Annotated in this window: 17 protein-coding genes; 6 read left to right on the top strand and 11 right to left on the bottom strand. The window is 45.0% G+C overall.

Annotated features, from left to right (window positions below; genetic code table 11):
• Nucleotides 1-6: 6 nt before the first annotated feature.
• Nucleotides 7-2,262 carry a photosystem I core protein PsaA gene (gene psaA / locus XZ46_RS04340; RefSeq protein WP_006670108.1) on the bottom strand — a complete coding sequence of 752 codons (2,256 nt, stop codon included), beginning with the start codon at nt 2,260-2,262 and terminating at the stop codon, nt 7-9.
• Between the two features lie 588 nt (nt 2,263-2,850).
• Here psaA and XZ46_RS04335 point away from each other — a divergent pair.
• Both XZ46_RS04335 and XZ46_RS04330 read left to right on the top strand, forming a co-directional pair.
• Nucleotides 2,851-4,419, top strand: coding sequence for a hypothetical protein (locus XZ46_RS04335; RefSeq protein ID WP_035758717.1), 1,569 nt, complete (start codon nt 2,851-2,853; stop codon nt 4,417-4,419).
• Between the two features lie 28 nt (nt 4,420-4,447).
• Nucleotides 4,448-5,362, top strand: a complete 915-nt coding sequence (locus XZ46_RS04330) for an alpha/beta fold hydrolase (RefSeq protein WP_006621390.1) — start codon at nt 4,448-4,450, stop codon at nt 5,360-5,362.
• 523 nt (nt 5,363-5,885) lie between these two features.
• Here the strand turns inward: XZ46_RS04330 and XZ46_RS04325 are convergent.
• From XZ46_RS04325 to XZ46_RS04300, 6 genes are all read right to left on the bottom strand, one after another.
• Nucleotides 5,886-7,148, bottom strand: a complete 1,263-nt coding sequence (locus XZ46_RS04325; RefSeq protein ID WP_008057283.1) for an SUMF1/EgtB/PvdO family nonheme iron enzyme — start codon at nt 7,146-7,148, stop codon at nt 5,886-5,888.
• Entirely contained in the window at nt 7,093-7,911 is an 819-nt protein-coding gene (gene egtC / locus XZ46_RS04320; RefSeq protein ID WP_008057284.1) for an ergothioneine biosynthesis protein EgtC, read from the bottom strand. The genes XZ46_RS04325 and egtC overlap by 56 nt, the downstream gene beginning before the upstream one ends.
• 190 nt (nt 7,912-8,101) lie before the next feature.
• The gene (locus XZ46_RS04315) at nt 8,102-9,229 is read right to left on the bottom strand and encodes a cupin-like domain-containing protein (protein ID WP_008057285.1); all 1,128 of its coding nucleotides are present in this window, start codon (nt 9,227-9,229) and stop codon (nt 8,102-8,104) included.
• Between the two features lie 60 nt (nt 9,230-9,289).
• Entirely contained in the window at nt 9,290-9,661 is a 372-nt protein-coding gene (locus XZ46_RS04310; protein WP_008057286.1) for a hypothetical protein, read from the bottom strand.
• Between the two features lie 206 nt (nt 9,662-9,867).
• Nucleotides 9,868-10,218, bottom strand: coding sequence for an SH3 domain-containing protein (locus XZ46_RS04305; protein WP_006621395.1), 351 nt, complete (start codon nt 10,216-10,218; stop codon nt 9,868-9,870).
• 96 nt (nt 10,219-10,314) lie between these two features.
• Nucleotides 10,315-11,145 (bottom strand): alpha/beta hydrolase, encoded by an 831-nt coding sequence (locus XZ46_RS04300; protein WP_008057290.1) that lies wholly within the window; start codon nt 11,143-11,145, stop codon nt 10,315-10,317.
• A gap of 18 nt (nt 11,146-11,163) precedes the next feature.
• Here XZ46_RS04300 and gcvH point away from each other — a divergent pair, with 18 nt between their 5' ends.
• The 4 genes from gcvH to XZ46_RS04280 all read left to right on the top strand — a co-directional run bounded on the left by gcvH (nt 11,164) and on the right by XZ46_RS04280 (nt 13,611).
• Nucleotides 11,164-11,553, top strand: a complete 390-nt coding sequence (gene gcvH / locus XZ46_RS04295) for a glycine cleavage system protein GcvH (RefSeq protein ID WP_006621397.1) — start codon at nt 11,164-11,166, stop codon at nt 11,551-11,553.
• Nucleotides 11,554-11,843: 290 nt separating this feature from the next.
• On the top strand, nt 11,844-12,611 hold the full coding sequence (locus XZ46_RS04290; RefSeq protein ID WP_006621399.1) for an RNA polymerase sigma factor SigF: 768 nt from the start codon (nt 11,844-11,846) through the stop codon (nt 12,609-12,611).
• A 179-nt stretch (nt 12,612-12,790) separates the two neighbouring features.
• A complete protein-coding gene (locus XZ46_RS04285; RefSeq protein WP_006621400.1) occupies nt 12,791-13,111 on the top strand; it encodes a type II toxin-antitoxin system HicA family toxin in 321 nt (106 codons plus the stop codon).
• A 161-nt stretch (nt 13,112-13,272) separates the two neighbouring features.
• Nucleotides 13,273-13,611: a type II toxin-antitoxin system HicB family antitoxin gene (locus XZ46_RS04280; RefSeq protein ID WP_006621401.1), complete on the top strand. Its 339-nt coding sequence runs from the start codon at nt 13,273-13,275 to the stop codon at nt 13,609-13,611.
• 103 nt (nt 13,612-13,714) lie between these two features.
• On the opposite strand, the gene pirA is transcribed toward XZ46_RS04280, so the two are convergent.
• From pirA to XZ46_RS04265, 4 genes are all read right to left on the bottom strand, one after another.
• A complete protein-coding gene (gene pirA, locus XZ46_RS35200) occupies nt 13,715-13,867 on the bottom strand; it encodes an arginine synthesis PII-interacting regulator PirA (RefSeq protein WP_006669082.1) in 153 nt (50 codons plus the stop codon).
• 216 nt (nt 13,868-14,083) lie between these two features.
• Entirely contained in the window at nt 14,084-15,151 is a 1,068-nt protein-coding gene (locus XZ46_RS04275; protein ID WP_035758720.1) for a phosphotransacetylase family protein, read from the bottom strand.
• A gap of 77 nt (nt 15,152-15,228) precedes the next feature.
• A complete protein-coding gene (ebsA, locus tag XZ46_RS04270; protein ID WP_006621404.1) occupies nt 15,229-15,615 on the bottom strand; it encodes a type IV pilus biogenesis protein EbsA in 387 nt (128 codons plus the stop codon).
• Nucleotides 15,616-15,693: 78 nt separating this feature from the next.
• On the bottom strand, nt 15,694-16,707 hold the full coding sequence (locus XZ46_RS04265; protein WP_006621405.1) for an RRXRR domain-containing protein: 1,014 nt from the start codon (nt 16,705-16,707) through the stop codon (nt 15,694-15,696).
• Nucleotides 16,708-16,845 lie beyond the last annotated feature (138 nt).

The raw sequence follows: 16,845 nt of genomic DNA, 5'->3' as shown, positions 1-16,845 counted from the left end.
GAACCCTCATCCTACGGAGATGATGCGGGCGAGGAAGAATGCCCAGGTGGTGACAATTCCCCCCAGAAGGTAGTGAGCTACTCCCACCGCACGACCCTGAATGATGCTCAGAGCGCGAGGTTGGATGGCTGGAGCCACTTTGAGCTTGTTGTGTGCCCAAACAATAGACTCGATTAGTTCTTGCCAGTAGCCACGGCCACTGAACAGGAACATCAGGCTGAAAGCCCAGACAAAGTGAGCCGCCAAGAACATCAAGCCGTAGGCTGAAAGGGCTGACCCATAGGAGTTGATTACCTGAGAGGCTTGCGCCCACAAGAAATCACGCAACCATCCATTAATGGTAATAGCACTTTGGGCAAAATTGCCATTGGTAATGTGACTAATCGTGCCGTCAGAGGCGACGGTTCCCCAAACGTCAGACTGCATCTTCCAACTGAAGTGGAAAATCACAATTGACAGGGAGTTATACATCCAGAACAAGCCAAGGAATACATGGTCCCAACCAGATACTTGGCAGGTGCCGCCACGACCAGGGCCGTCGCAGGGGAAGCGGAATCCCAACTCGCTTTTATCGGGAATTAGGCGAGAACTGCGGGAGTACAGAACACCTTTGAGCAGAATTAAAACGGTCACGTGAATGGTGAACGCATGGATGTGGTGAACCATGAAGTCCGCCGTACCCAATGCGATCGGCATCATTGCGACCTTGCCACCCACAGCAATTACATCACCGCCAAAGGCAGGACTAACGCTGGCGAGGGCATTGGGGGCTGTATTGCCCGGTGCTAGGGTGTGCAGGTTTTGCACCCACTGAGCAAAGATAGGTTGCAGTTGAATTCCTGTGTCAGAGAACATATCTTGGGGACGACCAAAGGCACGCATGGTGTCGTTATGGACGTACAGCCCAAAGCTATGGAAGCCCAGGAAGATACAAACCCAGTTTAGATGAGAGATGATGGCATCCCGATGACGGATTACCCGGTCTAGCAAGTTGTTAACATTCTTAGCCGGATCGTAATCCCGCACCATAAAGATGGCAGCGTGAGCACCAGCACCCACAATACAGAATGCTCCAATCCACATATGGTGAGTGAACAGAGACAGTTGAGTGGGGTAGTCTGTTGCGATATAGGGATAGGGAGGCATGGCATACATGTGGTGAGCCACAATGATGCTCAAGGAACCCAACATCGCTAAGTTAATAGCTAGTTGAGCGTGCCAAGAAGTTGTCAGAATTTCATAGAGCCCTTTGTGACCTTCTCCAGTGAAGGGGCCTTTGTGAGCTTCTAATAATTCCTTCATGCTATGGCCAATACCCCAGTTCGTCCGGTACATATGACCGGCAATGATGAATAGAACTGCTAGAGCTAGGTGGTGGTGAGCTGTATCGGACAGCCACAAACCGCCAGTCTGAGGATTTAAACCACCCTTAAAGGTTAGGAAGTCTGCGTAAACTCCCCAATTTAAAGTGAAGAATGGGGTTAGTCCTTGCTTAAAGCTGGGATACAGTTCCGCCATCAAGCTGGAGTTCAGAATGAACTCATGGGGCAAGGGGATGTCTTTAGGAGCCACCCCGGCATCTAGCAGCTTGTTAATTGGCAAAGACACATGAATTTGGTGTCCAGTCCAACCCAAGCAGCCTAAGCCCAATAGTCCAGCTAGGTGATGGTTCATCATCGACTCCACATTCTGGAACCATTCCAGTTTGGGAGCACGTTTATGGTAGTGGAACCAACCAGCGAACAGCATTAGACCCGCCATCACCAATGCACCGATCGCTGTGCAGTAGAGTTGGAACTCGTTGGTGATACCGGAAGCTCGCCATAATTGGAACAATCCAGAAGTGATCTGGATGCCCTGGAAGCCACCACCTACATCGGCATTCAAAATTTCTTGGCCAAAGATGGGCCATACAACTTGTGCGCTCGGTTTAATCCCTGTTGGGTTTGTTAACCAAGCCTCGTAGTTGGAAAACTTCGCGCCGTGGAAATATGCACCACTCAGCCAAATGAAGATTACTGCCAGATGGCCGAAGTGAGCGCTAAAGATTTTGCGCGAAATATCTTCTAAATCGCTGGTATGACTATCGAAGTCGTGAGCGTCGGCGTGCAGGTTCCAAATCCAGGTTGTCGTACTTGGACCTTTGGCAAGATCGCGGCGAAAATGACCGGGTTTTCCCCACCTTTCAAAAGAGGTAGGAGTTGGGTCTTTGTCTACCGTGACCTTGGCTTTTACCTCCCGCTCTGGAGGACTGATGGTCATTTAGACTCTCCTCTCCGTATCACAAATAACAAAATATTGTTGCAGATTCTGAAACGGGATTTTTAAGCCCCTTCATCATCCTTCACAAAAGTTTAGAGTGTTCTTAACCTTTGTTGGGGGCAACAACAAACCCTTAGTTTTGCCTTGGGCATTTAAAGGCATATTATAACGACAACTGTAGCTGCTGTCTACAACAGTTTTTGATTCTGCCGTCAGCTGCTGCTGTCTGTAAATTGTATATCATCTTTCCGAGTCACATGGGGGAGTCGGTAACAATAATTAAGAATTCCTAAAACCCCTATAAAATCTTGGATTTAGCCCATATCAGCCGAAAAACTCTGTAAAGATCTGCATTGAACCGTTACAAAACTTAAAATTTGCTGCCATCAACTACTTTTATATACAGTTGGTAGCGGGACCAGTCGCTGGATCATGGCAGCTCCTGGACATAGATAAAAATGTTAAGGATAATCAGCATTTTATCAATATGTGTTTGACATATATATTAAGGATCGGATCTGTTTTGGGCTATAGTTGCATACAATACGGTTTCTTTGCACGATTTGGGTTTTAGGAGTTTATTTAATTGTGTCTGTGAACAAGTTCTGGTGGACTCCCATCAAAAAACTGCTGACTATTTTACTCGTCGCAGTAATCACGTTTCAGATGACTGGGTGTGGTGACTCTGAACCCACCGATCCATCAATTACCCAGACTCCATCATCAGCGAAAACTGTTAAGCAGAGTATTTCGGAAGTATCACCCCCAGATATCATTCAAAAATTACACCCAGCCCTCGATCGCTATCAACCTCAAGTCCAAATTCTTAGTCCTCAACCCGACCAATTGCTAGAGGATAATAATGTCACAGTCCAACTACAAGTTTTGGACTTCCCCACCTTCCGAGACGAAAAACTAGGTGATGGTCCCCACTTACATTTAATTATCGACAACGACAGCGATCGCGATATTTACAATCCCACGGAACCGATTATCCTATCAGACCTCAAACCAGGAACCCATACCCTGCGAGTTTTTGCGGTCTATCCCTGGGGCGAAAGTTTCAAAAATGATGGTTCAAGTGCGATCGCCACATTTCACATTTACACCAAAACCCCCAATAACAACCCAGATCCCAACCTTCCCTTACTTACCTATAACCGTCCCCAAGGAACCTATGGTGCTGAACCCATTTTGCTGGACTTCTATTTAGACAACGCCCCCCTACATTTAATCGCCCAGGAAGATCCAGAAGATGAAATCATCGATTGGCGTATCCGCGTCACCGTCAACGGCGAAAGTTTTATTATCGATCGCTGGGAACCCATATATTTAAAAGGATTCCAACCCGGTAAAAACTGGGTACAACTGGAATTTTTAGGCGAACTCGGAGAACCCCTTAATAACGTCTACAACAACACCGCGAGAGTTCTCACCTACGACCCCAAAAACCAAGATACTCTATCTAAACTGATTCGCGGTCAATTATCCCTATCCCAAGCTAGAAGTTTAGTTGATGCGAACTATACCAGTCCAACTTTAGCCCCCTCTCCTGAAATTGAGGAAATATCAGAACCTGAACCTATAGTTGAGGAACAGGAAGTCTCAGAACCCGAACCTATAGTTGAGGAAGAGGAAGTCTCAGAACCCGAACCTATAGTTGAGGAACAGGAAGAGGAAATATCAGAACCTGAACCTATAGTTGAGGAACAGGAAGAGGAAATATCAGAACCTGAACCTGTAGTTGAGGAAGAGGAAGTCTCAGAACCTGAACCTATAGTTGAGGAAGAGGAAGTCTCAGAACCTGAACCTGTAGTTGAGGAAGAGGAAGTCTCAGAACCTGAACCTGTAGCCCCAAGGGAACCTTTACCCCCAGAAAATCCCACATCAGAAAGTTCCGAACCAGTAGCCGGAAACCAATTACAGAAACTTGGGCAAAACTTGGAACTACCCAAATCTTCCAATAACGACTCGGAAACGCCAATTTTAGAGAAAATTAAAAACTTTTTCAGCAGCTTTGAGATTCCCGGATTAACTAAAATAGAAACGAAACCGGGGACTCCAGCCGCCTTACCTAAAATTGTGCGAGACCAACCAGAAACTGAAACCAGGGAAGCACCTGTAACCGAGAGCGAATCAAGCGATCGCTTCAAGTAAACCGCCGCCATAAACATCACTTACTATCATGATTATGAGTAATTCCCAACCGACTCAAAAACCCATAGAATACTACCAATGGCGTGGGTATCAATGCGCCTATGAATTTCATCCCTCATCTTCCGAAAAATCCGCAGATATTCCCCTACTATTAATCCATCCTATTGGAGTAGGATTATCTCGGCGTTTTTGGTATAGATTTTGTGATAAATGGCAGGGATATAATAACCCCATATATAGCCCAGACCTGCTGGGGTGTGGGGAAAGTGATAAACCAGCAGTAGCTTATCAAACCACAGACTGGGCGGAACAACTACAGTGTTTAATTGAAACAGTAATCAAGCAGCCAGTGATTTTAGTAGCACAGGGTGCTTTATTACCAGTGGCGATCGCCCTCAGTAAAACATACCCAGAAAGTGTGCGGGGAATAGTGTTATCAGGTCCCCCAGCTTGGCGAGTCATGACCGAGACTTCATCACCCACTAAACAGCGTCTATTGTGGAACCTATTTTTTGATACCCCAGCTGGGCGACTATTTTGGAATTATGCTTGTCGGGAACAGTTTTTACAGTCTTTTTCAATTAAACAATTATTTGCTGAAGCCAAAGATGTTGATCGCGAATGGTTAGACCTGTTAGCAATAGGTTCAAAAGACCCCAAAAGTCGCTATGCAGTCTTTTCATTTTTAGCAGGATTTTGGCGACAAGACTATACCCAAGACATGGCAAATTTGACTCAGCCGACCCTGGTGGTGTTTGGCGAAAAAGCCTCTAGTATTAGTCGCAGTGGGAAGTCAGAAACAGTAGATAATCGTGGGCAATTCTACGAAAAAGGATGGAAAAAATCCAAGTCTATAGTAATTCCGGGTCGTAATGTTTTACCATACGAAAAAACCGAAAGTTTTGTCAAAGTTACCCATGATTTTGTCAATAATATAAATTAATTCATCCACCCCTATAAGTTGGGGGCGGGTTTATTTAGACCGCCATTAATCACCACAATTCACGATGGTTGGGGGCGGGTTTATTTAGACCGCCATTAATCACCACAATTCACGATGGTTGGGGGCGGGTTTATTTAGACCGCCATTAATCACCACAATTCACGATGGTTGGGGGCGGGTTTATTTAGACCGCCATTAATCACCACAATTCACGATGGTTGGGGGCGGGTTTATTTAGACCTTCGTTGAATACCAAATTGACGGCGGAACCCGCCCCTACATTGCCATTATACATGGTTGGGGGCGGGTTTATTTAGACCGCCATTAATCACCACAATTCACGATGGTTGGGGGCGGGTTTATTTAGACCGTCGTTGAATACCAAATTGACGGCGGAACCCGCCCCTACATTGCCATTATACATGGTTGGGGGCGGGTTTATTTAGACCGCCATTAATCACCCAATTGACGGCGGAACCCGCCCCTACCCAATTATTAATTATTAATTATTAATTATTAATTATCAATTATTGCTTCTGGCGCAACGAAACCCGGCAAAAATTTCGCGGACATGGGGATAATACCAATTGCGAAAACTGCAACGCATAGCCCAGGGACGAGTTATCCAACTACCACCGCGCAAAACTTTATGTTGGTTATCAAAATAAGTTTCAGAATAACCACGATAGGGATAAAACTCAAATCCTTCATAACCCATAAAATTACTGCTAGTCCACTCCCACACATTACCTAATAAATCATAAACTCCAGCGGCGCTAACTCCTGAAGAATACCTATCCACGGGGGTAGTTAGGGGTTGATTAGTAATATTTTTTCCCAGGGAGTTACAGTTACAATTTTCGGGTGTAGGGGGTTCTTCGCCCCAGGGATAAGTGCGTTTTTTTCCAGCTTCCCTATCCCAACTAGCGGCTTTTTCCCATTCGGCTTCTATGGGAAGTCTCTTCCCGACAAAATTACAATAGGCTTCGGCTTCATACCAACTCACACCACAAACGGGGTGATTATCTAAACTAGGGTTATCAGTCCAATAAAGAGGTTGTTGGTAATGGTTATGTTTAAGCCACTCCCAACCATCATTAGACCACCATTTAGCTTTATGATAGCCTCCCGCCTCGATAAATTGGCGATATTGACCGCAGGTGACGGGGTAAGTATCAATCCAATATTGATCTAAATAACAACTATGAAGGCGGCGTTCATTATCCATTGCGTCAATGGCTTCATTTCCCATGGTCAACTCTCCGGCGGGTATTTCGACCTCGGAAACTGACAACATAGGAACATCAGAAAATAGGGAAAAATTGCTGTTTTGTACCTCAAATCTATATAATTGTAGGACTATGGCGATGGTTTCTCCGTGTTGAGATTCATGTTGGACAATAAACCGCCATAGCCTTTCCTGTGTTTCTATGGGTGCGGTTTCTAAGTATTTGATAACTTGGGTTCTCACCAAGGATAAATACTCTAAAATAAACTCTAGGGACGGAAGCTGAACTCGTTGATTTTTGGGGAGACCATCAGCAGTGAAAAGTTGCCTATATTCTGGATATAATGGTTGATAGCCTGCACATTCTTCTAATAGCCAATAGGCTTCGGTAAAGGCTATATGCCCTAAATGCCAACCTACAGGGCTAAAGTCTGGGTGAGGCTGGGCACAGAGGGTTTCTCGATCAATTCTTTCAATGAGTTTTAAGGTGCCGAGACGGCATTCATGCAGGGCGTGATAAATGGTCTGTTTGAGTGAGGGGGTGGATATGGATATCACAATCTTCTCCGACGCTAATTATACTTTGTTCTGGGCAAAGATGCCACTTTCCTGGAAATAAAGGTTCCGAAGCAATGATAACTGATTCTGGGAAGTTTTTATCATTTTTTAACCAGTAAAGACTGGGAGGAATACCTGCTACAGCATAGCGGGAAGCTACGATTTGCTTTCCATCACAAATAATCATATTAGCCAGAACTCGCACCTGCATTGTATGGGCGATTTTGTCAATGGTATATAATGTTTGTTCTAAGGCAGACATTATGCCAGCTATTCCTTGACTTTGTAGGCTATCTTTAAACAGGGCAAATAAATGCTCTGAGTCGGTGTTTCCTTCTATGGAACGATAGCTTGTATCTGTGAGGCGATCGCGAATGGGTTTATATAGAGTTTCTCGGAAATCCTGAATATAACCATTATGGATAAACATCAGTTTTCCTGACTGGAAAGGTTGACAGTTATTCAAGTTGACGGCTTGACCAGGAGTGGCGCTGCGAACATAAGCTAAAATTCGCCCTGACTCAATATAGCGACTGAGAGGAGTTAAGTTTAAATCACTCCAAATTGGCTGAATATTACGATATCGATAGGGTTCGGTGTCGGCGGTGGGATGATACCAACCAATCCCAAAACCATCGGCATTTAGCAAGGCTTCCCGCATTTCCTTGGGTTGGTAACTTTGCACAATTAAGGAATGTTCAGGCTTGCACAAAATTTGTTCAAGTTGAATCGGATATCCGATATAGCCCAGTAAACGACACATAGTTAATAATTCAAGGATAACCAGTAAAAATCAAACCAGAGATTAGGTGATGCTGTCAGCTTTCATTGTTCACTAATTAGACTGATTAACAGCCTGATTAATGCTTCCCCATACCAAGACAAAAACCAATCCTTTGATTATAGCATAATTCGACATCACCAGTCAAGTATACCATACTAATTGTCATTGTCTATCGCTTGACTTGTGGATATTTCCATTCGTATGTATTGGGGAACACAAAGTTGGTCATAGAAACGGAGATACTGGGTTCTAAAGACCGAACATGATGCCACCAACCCACGGGAATAAAAATTACCTCTCCGGGTTCTAAAATAAATTCAATGGGTCTCACCTTTTGAAATAATGGATATTTTCGATAGTCAGGATTTTCTAAATCTACTTCGCTGAAAACTCCTATATGGTTATACAAAAAAGGTACTTGATAGGGAGGAATCATTCTGATGAATTTACGACCAGAAACTTGGGCTAATAATAAATTAACTGGGTCGTGATGCAAGGGGGTAACAGTTCCGGCGGGTCCATACCAAAAGAAGATACAACCTGATATTTGTGTCGGGTCTAAATACTCTGTGAATATTTCCAGGTCATTTAACAATCCTTTGAATTCAGGACGGTCTAAGTTTTTATTATTAGCGACCATATAATAGTCGTTGGTTTGTTTACCGGAAACAACCCAATCAATATAATCAGCAAATCGCACAGTTTTTTGATGGCGCTGTAGGTTGATTTCATAGTCGGGGTCGGCTTCTCTTCCTGCTTGAATTTCGACCATAGCTTGTCCATAATTCTGTTTAAGATATTCTGGAGTCCATAATTCTAATGCGCGCCAGTTTGTGAGAATATCAGTTAAAATTAAGGGGGTATTTTGGGAATAGTAACTCTCCAAAAATTCCGACCGAGATACCCAGGGTTTGCGGTCAATGCTTGGAGATGCTTCTGAGAGAGACGCTAATTGACTCTGAATGGTCAGCATTGACTCGACTTTTTGCAAGAGTTGGACAAACTGCTTTCCTGCTTGTAAATATGGGTGATTGCTGGCTTGGTTAACTGCCTCTAAAGCTAGTTTTACATCGATGCCCTTTTCTACCATTTTCTCGACTAAAACATGATCGGGAAATTCCAGGAGTTTATTGACGGCTATCCACTGTTGCCAATGGTCAGATAATTTGGGTAATGGGGGTTGATTATTGACGGGAAGAGGCTGTTGATGCAGCCACTCTAAGCTAACTTTTTGGTCGGCGTGTATGGTGATATTAAGGGGAGGTAAGGTAATTTGTTTAATTTCCGGTTGATTCATCACTTTATATGGAGTTGCAAGGGTGGAATTTATCTATCAATTTTGTCGGGATTTTTAGGATTAATTATTAGTGGTATCAAATCGCCAAAATTGACGACTACTCCACAGAAAAGCTATGCCAAAGCTGAGGTTAAGCAAACCAATCATGGCGTTTCCCCACCCTATTAATTTCATGGTGAAACCGATCGCGATCGCCACGGACAGAATAGCTAAGGTAATCCATCCAAATCGTGCTAAAATAGGATGGAGCGTATCGGTTTGAGGTTCTCTGATCCAGTCAACTAGGCGATCGAACAGGACTTGACCCGTAAATAATCCGATAGTCAGGGAAACCATCGCCCATAAAGCGTGCCATTCATCTAAGAATAGCAGATAGGGCAGGTGAAACCATAGAATTGCACCGATCGCTAATAAACCCATACCTGCGAACATCCAAATGATACCAGCTATCCACGCTGGTGGGATTATTGGAGATGAGGGATTTTCCATAGTTTAGATCTATTTCCAAAGCCAGACCGACCCAGACAGCCAGTAAGACACAGCCAGCCTGGGAAGTTGTGATCAATTATAGATTAAGGTAACTATTCAGGCGGGCAACCATAAATAGTTGCCCTTACCTGTTAGGGATTATCTGGAAACTAGCATTTTAGGTAATTTTCCCAAACATATCCTTCCATGACAGGGGTATAGATATAAACCCACTTACCATCAGGCGATCGTTCCCACACTTCCACCTCAACACCATCCGGCAGACTACCAATAATTCTACCACGAGGGGTAGCCCGAACATTCAGGGGAGTATCAGTCGGATCAGCGACAATACAGACGCGGGCGATTGACCTCTGATCTGCTTGTGTCTGGCTACTGCTTTCATCCCGATACCTTTGCCAAATCGACTCTCTGGCTACCGCCACACTATGGCTAATAGTCAGCAGAGAAACAACCCCTAAAAATAATAATCCTATTCCAATCCGCCGCCATTTACTCATGGTTCAACACTCCTTCTGTAGGTTAATGAAGCGGTAAATGCACCTGGAAAAGGATTGAAAACTGACCATCTGAATTATAAATCAAATCTCCCCAAATTAATTATCTGATTTTTTGGATAACATTTCGGCAAATTTGAGCAAGGTTGACCCATAGCGATCGCCAGCGACCTCCAGCAAATCATTATGACCAGCCCCCTCAACCCAGAGAGACATTCTCGGACCGTCAAAACCATAATAAAGCCTCTGTCCGTGGTCAAAGGGAATCACCCGATCGCGATCGCCATGTATAATCAAAACCGGAACCTCGACATTTTGAAGATTAGCCAAATTGGGGAAACGGTCAAAAGGAAAAATAGGAATCCGCGTTACCACCCGGAATGTACTAATAAAACCACTTTCAATCACCAACCCCCCCACTAATTCCCGCGCCGCCAGGTGGGTTGAGGGACCACTACCGACCGATCGCCCGTAGACAATAATACGCTCAGGGGGAACCTGTAAAACTTGGGTAAGATGGTAATAAGCGGCTTCTATGGCTTGATAAGCGCCCGCCACCGAGGGTGTGGCGCCACTAAGCCCATAACCGGGATAGTCATAGGCGAATACAGAAAAACCGATATCCCGTAGATTTTCCAGGCGAGACCGAATATCCCCCAAATCTTCAGCATTACCGTGGCTGTAGAGAATGGTATACTTAGCGGTGGGATTGGGAAGATACAAAGCAGCAATGGGTACTCCGTCAGCGGTCGTCAGGAAAGTGAGATCCTGGGTTTTCTCATAACTGGGGGGACGAGGCAAAAAAATCAGGCGATCGCTTTTAAAATATGCCCAAACACCCACTATTATATAAATCGCCAAGATTGAAGTAACTATCCGGCGCAGAGAAAAGTCTCCAATAACCCATTTTTTGATTTTGGCATTATTCATAGATGATGAGGACCATAAATGACCATGGAATTTCCCGACGACCTCAAATATTTAGATAGCCACGAGTATGTGCGTCTTGATGGCGAAATTGCTACCATTGGTATTAGCGCCTTCGCCGTTGACCAATTAGGTGATATTGTGTTCTTAGAATTGCCCGATGTCAATGATGCCTTAGAGAAAGGCGAAACCTTTGGTAATGTGGAATCGGTCAAAGCCGTTGAGGAACTCAAGGCTCCCGTTAGTGGTACAGTTGTGGAACGTAATGATGCGATCGTAGAAGCACCGGAAGAATTAGCCGATGACCCCTATGGAGAAGGCTGGCTGCTGAAAGTCCGCATAGGCGATGAATCAGACCTTGATGATGCCCTATCTGCTGATGAATATAGGGCCTTAGTCGAAGGGGAATGAATCTGCCAAAAACCTACCTACCTAGTCTAAGACTGCGGGGCAGAACTTGCAATTTTTCCCATTTGGATTTAGACTGCCCTATCAAATAGAACATTAGCATGAGTTTTCATTGTCTATGCTGTGGCTATGGCGATCGCTTCTGCGTAAGTCAAGCCAGATCAATCGCTAGTATTTGGTTTCTGAAAACTGCGACATTGAAAACAGTTTTCGCTTGCCATTTAGTTCTAACTGGGTTATAATCAATACAGCCCAACCATAACCCCTGCTTTAACCTAATTCAGGATCTCGCCATGCAGACCACAGTTAGTAACCAACTCAAATCTGAAAGCCTGGAGTTGCTGCGCGAGTACCAGCACTCCCCGTCTAACAGTGTCCGTAATCAACTTGTCCAAATCAACATTGGATTGGTCCGTAAAGAAGTCCACCACTGGCTCAACCAATGTACGGAAAGCTATGATGATTTGTTACAGGTGGGCTGTATTGGCTTGATTAGAGCCATAGAAAGGTTTGATATGTCTAAAGGTCATGCCTTTAGCTCCTTTGCTATTCCCTACATTCGCGGGGAAATTCAGCACTATTTGCGTGATAAGAGTCCCTCCGTCCGAGTTCCCCGTCAGTGGCTAACTCTACTGCGTAAAGCCACCCCATGTATTCAAGATTTACAAGTCAAGTTGGGACGCAAGCCGACCGATGCGGAAATAGCCTCAGCCCTAGAAATTTCTGTAGAGGAATGGAACCAGGTTAAACTTGCTTCCCAAAATAGATCTCTGTTGAGTTTAGACGCCCCCATTCAGGACGAAGAAGAAGGATCAACCAGCCTTGGTGATTTAGTTCCAGATACTCGTTACCGCAGTTTCCAACTAGCCCAAGAAGATCAAATTCGTCTCCAGCAAGCACTGGGACATTTAGAAGACGGGACTCGCAAAGTTTTAGAGTTTGTGTTTCTCTATGACCTCACCCAAAAAGAAACAGCGGAAAAATTGGGAATTAGTGCGGTTACAGTCTCTCGGCGAGTTAAACGGGGTTTAAGCCTGCTCAAAACCATGATGAATGGCTGATCCGATTCTGTATAGGTAGCCTGCATAGGTAGCCCCAAATAATTCACAAAAGCCCGATCCATTGCGTACCGGGCTTTTTTCGTCAATGGGGAATGGTGGTTTTGCGGTTTTCTCAGCGTACCCCTTGACAACTGATATCAGTTAATGATATCAATTAACTGTTATCAACATCGGTGATAATGCAGACACTTCCTCCAAAGACTAATCAATATCGAGAACTCCAAGTGGTAGGTGGGTTAAATGGGAAACATCGTCGCACTTTTAAGGCAATTTACACAAACCCGGTTCGGTCAGATATTGTCTGGACTGATGTTGAAAGTCTGTTTATAGCGCTGGGCGCGATCGCCCGCGAAGGGAGAGGATCTCGGGTACGGGTGGCCTTGAACGGTGTCAAAGCTGTTTTTCACGAACCACACCCGGAAAAAGAGATGGGTAAGGGTGCTGTTAAAAGCGTCCGGGAATTTTTAGAAAACGCGGGAGTTGCCCCCATGTCTGACTAAGATATCTATTAGAAAGGGGGTAACGAGCAATGTTACCCCTACCCAAAGTGACTCCAAAATATACTAACCAGTCCAGCCATTGCCGGATCGTGCCACAGAATTCTACAGATTATCCTAGAAACTTAATTTTACCATTTAGACGGTCAAGAACTGAGGGAAATATGCTGACATATAAGGGTTACAGTGGTCAAATTGAAGTTGATATAGAAAACGGCATCCTGTTTGGTCGCGTCTTGGATATTAGGGATACGATTACTTTTCAGGGAAAAACTGTTGAGGAAGCGAGTCAAGCCTTTCGTGACTCGGTTGATGATTATCTGGAGTTTTGCGAAGAGTTAGGGGAAAAACCTGATAAGCCTTTCTCTGGAAAATTGCCGTTTCGGACGACACCGGATCTACACCGAAAAATTTTTCTGGCGGCGGCTTCTGCGGGAAAAAGCATTAATGCTTGGATGGAAGAGGTTATAAAAGATGCAGCTAATCGTACTTTCCAGAACTAATGGAAGTTTTTGATCAGATAGCGGAAACCCTCTCCCGGCTCTCTCCCAGAGTGAGAGGGGGCCAGAGAGGGATTTTGATGATCCATTCAGGGGTTCAAGGTTGCTACATTTGGCGCATTTCAGCTTCAAGCATTCGGACTAAATTTTCATCTCCCTTGGCTCTAGCTACCTCAAGTCTATATTCCAGACGTTTTTGGATGTTAGCGCGATGGGTTTGGGATAGCTGGTTGACTTCTTTTCTAAAATCTTTGTTCATGATAAGCGGTTTTGATGTCAAGTTTATGGTTTAATCCTGCCTCCTCTATTATTATATCTCTATTCAACGGAGAATCAGCGATCGCCTCCCGAAAAATTTAATGTTTCGTAACCTAGGACACAGTTTTTGAACTGGCAAAATGTATGAGGGTGGTTATCGTTGCTCAAAAAGGGGCCATGGGACTGGGTTACGGCTGGACGATCGCCGGATAGTGTGCTATTGAAGCAGTTGGAGCAATCGGGTAGTATCGAATTTTTCCGCCATAATTTGGGTCATACAGTCAACCTTAACCCGATCATGGATACGGACGCGACCAAAAGCGCGATCGATGCTTTCCACGGTGGTGAGAGTATCGAGGTCAACACACAAAATGGGAATCTCCAACTCTTCAGCGCGGGTAATCACAATTTGAGCTGGGGGAAGTTGACCGGTGAGAATCAAGCAATGGGTAGACTGTTCCAAAGCGGCCATTTGAATATCAGTGCGATCGCCGCCTGTCACCACCGCCATATTATGTGATTGGCTAAAATACTTCATGGCGGAACTAACATTCATCGCCCCCACACTGAGAGTTTCCACAATCAAATCCAAACGTTCGTGACCACAAACCACCTGGGCTTCAAGCTGCGCCACCAACTCGCGCACCGTGACACTACGAAGCAGCGCATTTCTAGGAAGGATACCCAAAACCGGAATCCCCGCATTTTCCAGAAAAGGCTTAATCTGAGTTTCGACCTTAGCAACCTGTTGGTCGGTGACATCATTAAGCACAATTGCGATTAAGCGATCGCCCAAACGTTCTTTCGCCGATAGTACCTCATCCAAGAGACTATGGGAGTGACAACGAACCACCAACATAACCGCCGCATCCAAAACCTCAGCCATGCGGGGTACAGATAAATTAAACAGACTCCCCTCTTGCAAAGTTCCCGGACCCTCAAGTAAAACCAAATCCCCAGCCATTTCGTGGCGATAGTTAGTCAAAGCCTGGTGATAATAATTGAGGTCTTGATGATATAGATGTTTATCAATTGTTACCTGATCAAGCATTAAGATAGGCGATCGCATATAAACTTCCGAAAGCCCCAAAGTCTGAGCAATAAAGTCACAATCAGCATCAACTTGATGATCACAATCATCATCAAAATCAGTTCCCAAAGGTTTCCCGTAAGCAATATCAAACCCCAGATTCCGCAACTGAGGTACTAAACCGAGGGTGACAGCAGACTTACCACTAGAAGGCTCAATTGATCCAATTAATACATACTTAACGAGTTTAGCCACACCAGTAACTCCTAAACTTATCAAATCAGATTTAATTTTGACACGCTTAACGCACAGTCAACGTGAGTGTATCTATTTCATTCCATGTGTAGCAATTTTTTATAAAATTCCTGGGAAAAATCAATCACATGATGATGCTTGAAACTGTAGACCACCTGAATCAAGTGCTTCATAAACTCATAATTGGGCATCATCACTTCATAAGTTAGATCAGCATTATGCTCAAACATCACCCGACATCGAGTAAGGTCAGCCGGAAGCATAGAAGTATTCCAGGTGGCCACAAAAGGAATATCCTCACCCCCCTCGATTTTCCGTGCCCCCTCCAAACTCTTGTGTTGGTAGAGGCTCATAGACCAAGGCAAATATCGCCGTCTCTTTTCATCATAATAGGGTAGATAAACCACCAAGTCCCGTTTTTCAGCCTGTTTGAGGTCTTTGAGAATAGCAGCCGAATCACTCATCAGAAACCTCCGGGAGCTTGGAAACCCAGTGTCTTTAGACCTGGGAGGAAAAGTGACTCGTGCGGCTTTAGCCGCCTACTAGCTTGCAGCATATTGAAATCTCCATGAATTGAATGACAAGAACTTGATATCTGAAGGCTTCGCGTTTGGGCACAATCGCTTACCTGTTTCCAGAGAATGTAGACTCACTCGCCCTTTCGACGCACCGCCGATGTAGACAATGCCATATTTGGGATGCTTGGCGATTCCACCTCGCTTAAACCCTTCTGAAATCGTCCCACCATAAGGTGAACGAGTTCCGCCTTTACTGGGTTGAAATCGATGCAACTGTCTACGGTGAAATCGGAGCGGAATCACTACCATCAGTTCGTTGTTATCGGGTTGCTCGTGCCCTTCGGTGTACCAGTTTGCTAAGACCCAACTATCAACACAGTGAGCAGAAAACTTATCTGAAAGCTTCTGCTTTGATTTCTTGAGTCCTAACTGATTCCGAAGTTCTGCGGTTTCGTGTCCCTTCAGAGTGTGAAGAATTGCAATTCGCTCTAGCTCTGAGTAGAACCACTTCTTGCCCACTTCCATCGGACTGAATAAAACATTCCACTGGCCACAGTTCTTGAACGTCCGCGCTTTGATGTCTTCGACAACAAAGGCAGTAACCGGGAATAACTTGGTGAGCCAGTGACAGATTCGTAATTTCCATTGCCATCGCGCTTTCGTGCTAGGTGGGATTCCGCCTCGCTTACGATTTGGGCAATTCTTCCGGCAAGGAGTATTACGGTATCTTCGCGCTCTCCGAGCATTGCGCTTCGCTTCGACGGCATTCTTGACCCAATCCACTGCATGAGCCTGGATATTGAGATAGGTTCTCGTTCTTGACTTCACCGTAAAGCCTTCACGCTTTGAACCTGGAGCCATCCCAACCGCAAGAGGTTGAGTGAATCGTGATGATGGCTCTACATTCAGACGGGCACACAGTACGCCTTTCTTGTAGAACAAGGTTGCTTTGCCTGACTTGTTCCACCGAATTGCTCGGTTCAAGGTCGTGGGCATTAGTGGACGCTGATTTATATCGACAACTGGTACAGATTGCATGGCGGTAAGCCGTTAATGTACATCTCTTCGACGCTGACGACTCAAGGGACTAGGGATTAGAGAAGTGTCTCTAGTGTTGGTTGCGCTGCCACGCGCTAAGTCGTTCAGTTTGCCTTGTGGCGTAGTCTAGTCCTCGTG

Source organism: Limnospira indica PCC 8005, assembly GCF_000973065.1.
In the GTDB taxonomy this organism is placed as follows: Bacteria; Cyanobacteriota; Cyanobacteriia; order Cyanobacteriales; family Microcoleaceae; genus Limnospira; species Limnospira fusiformis.
Note: the sequence above shows the minus strand (reverse complement) of the source record. Positions and strands in the feature narration are given on the sequence as shown.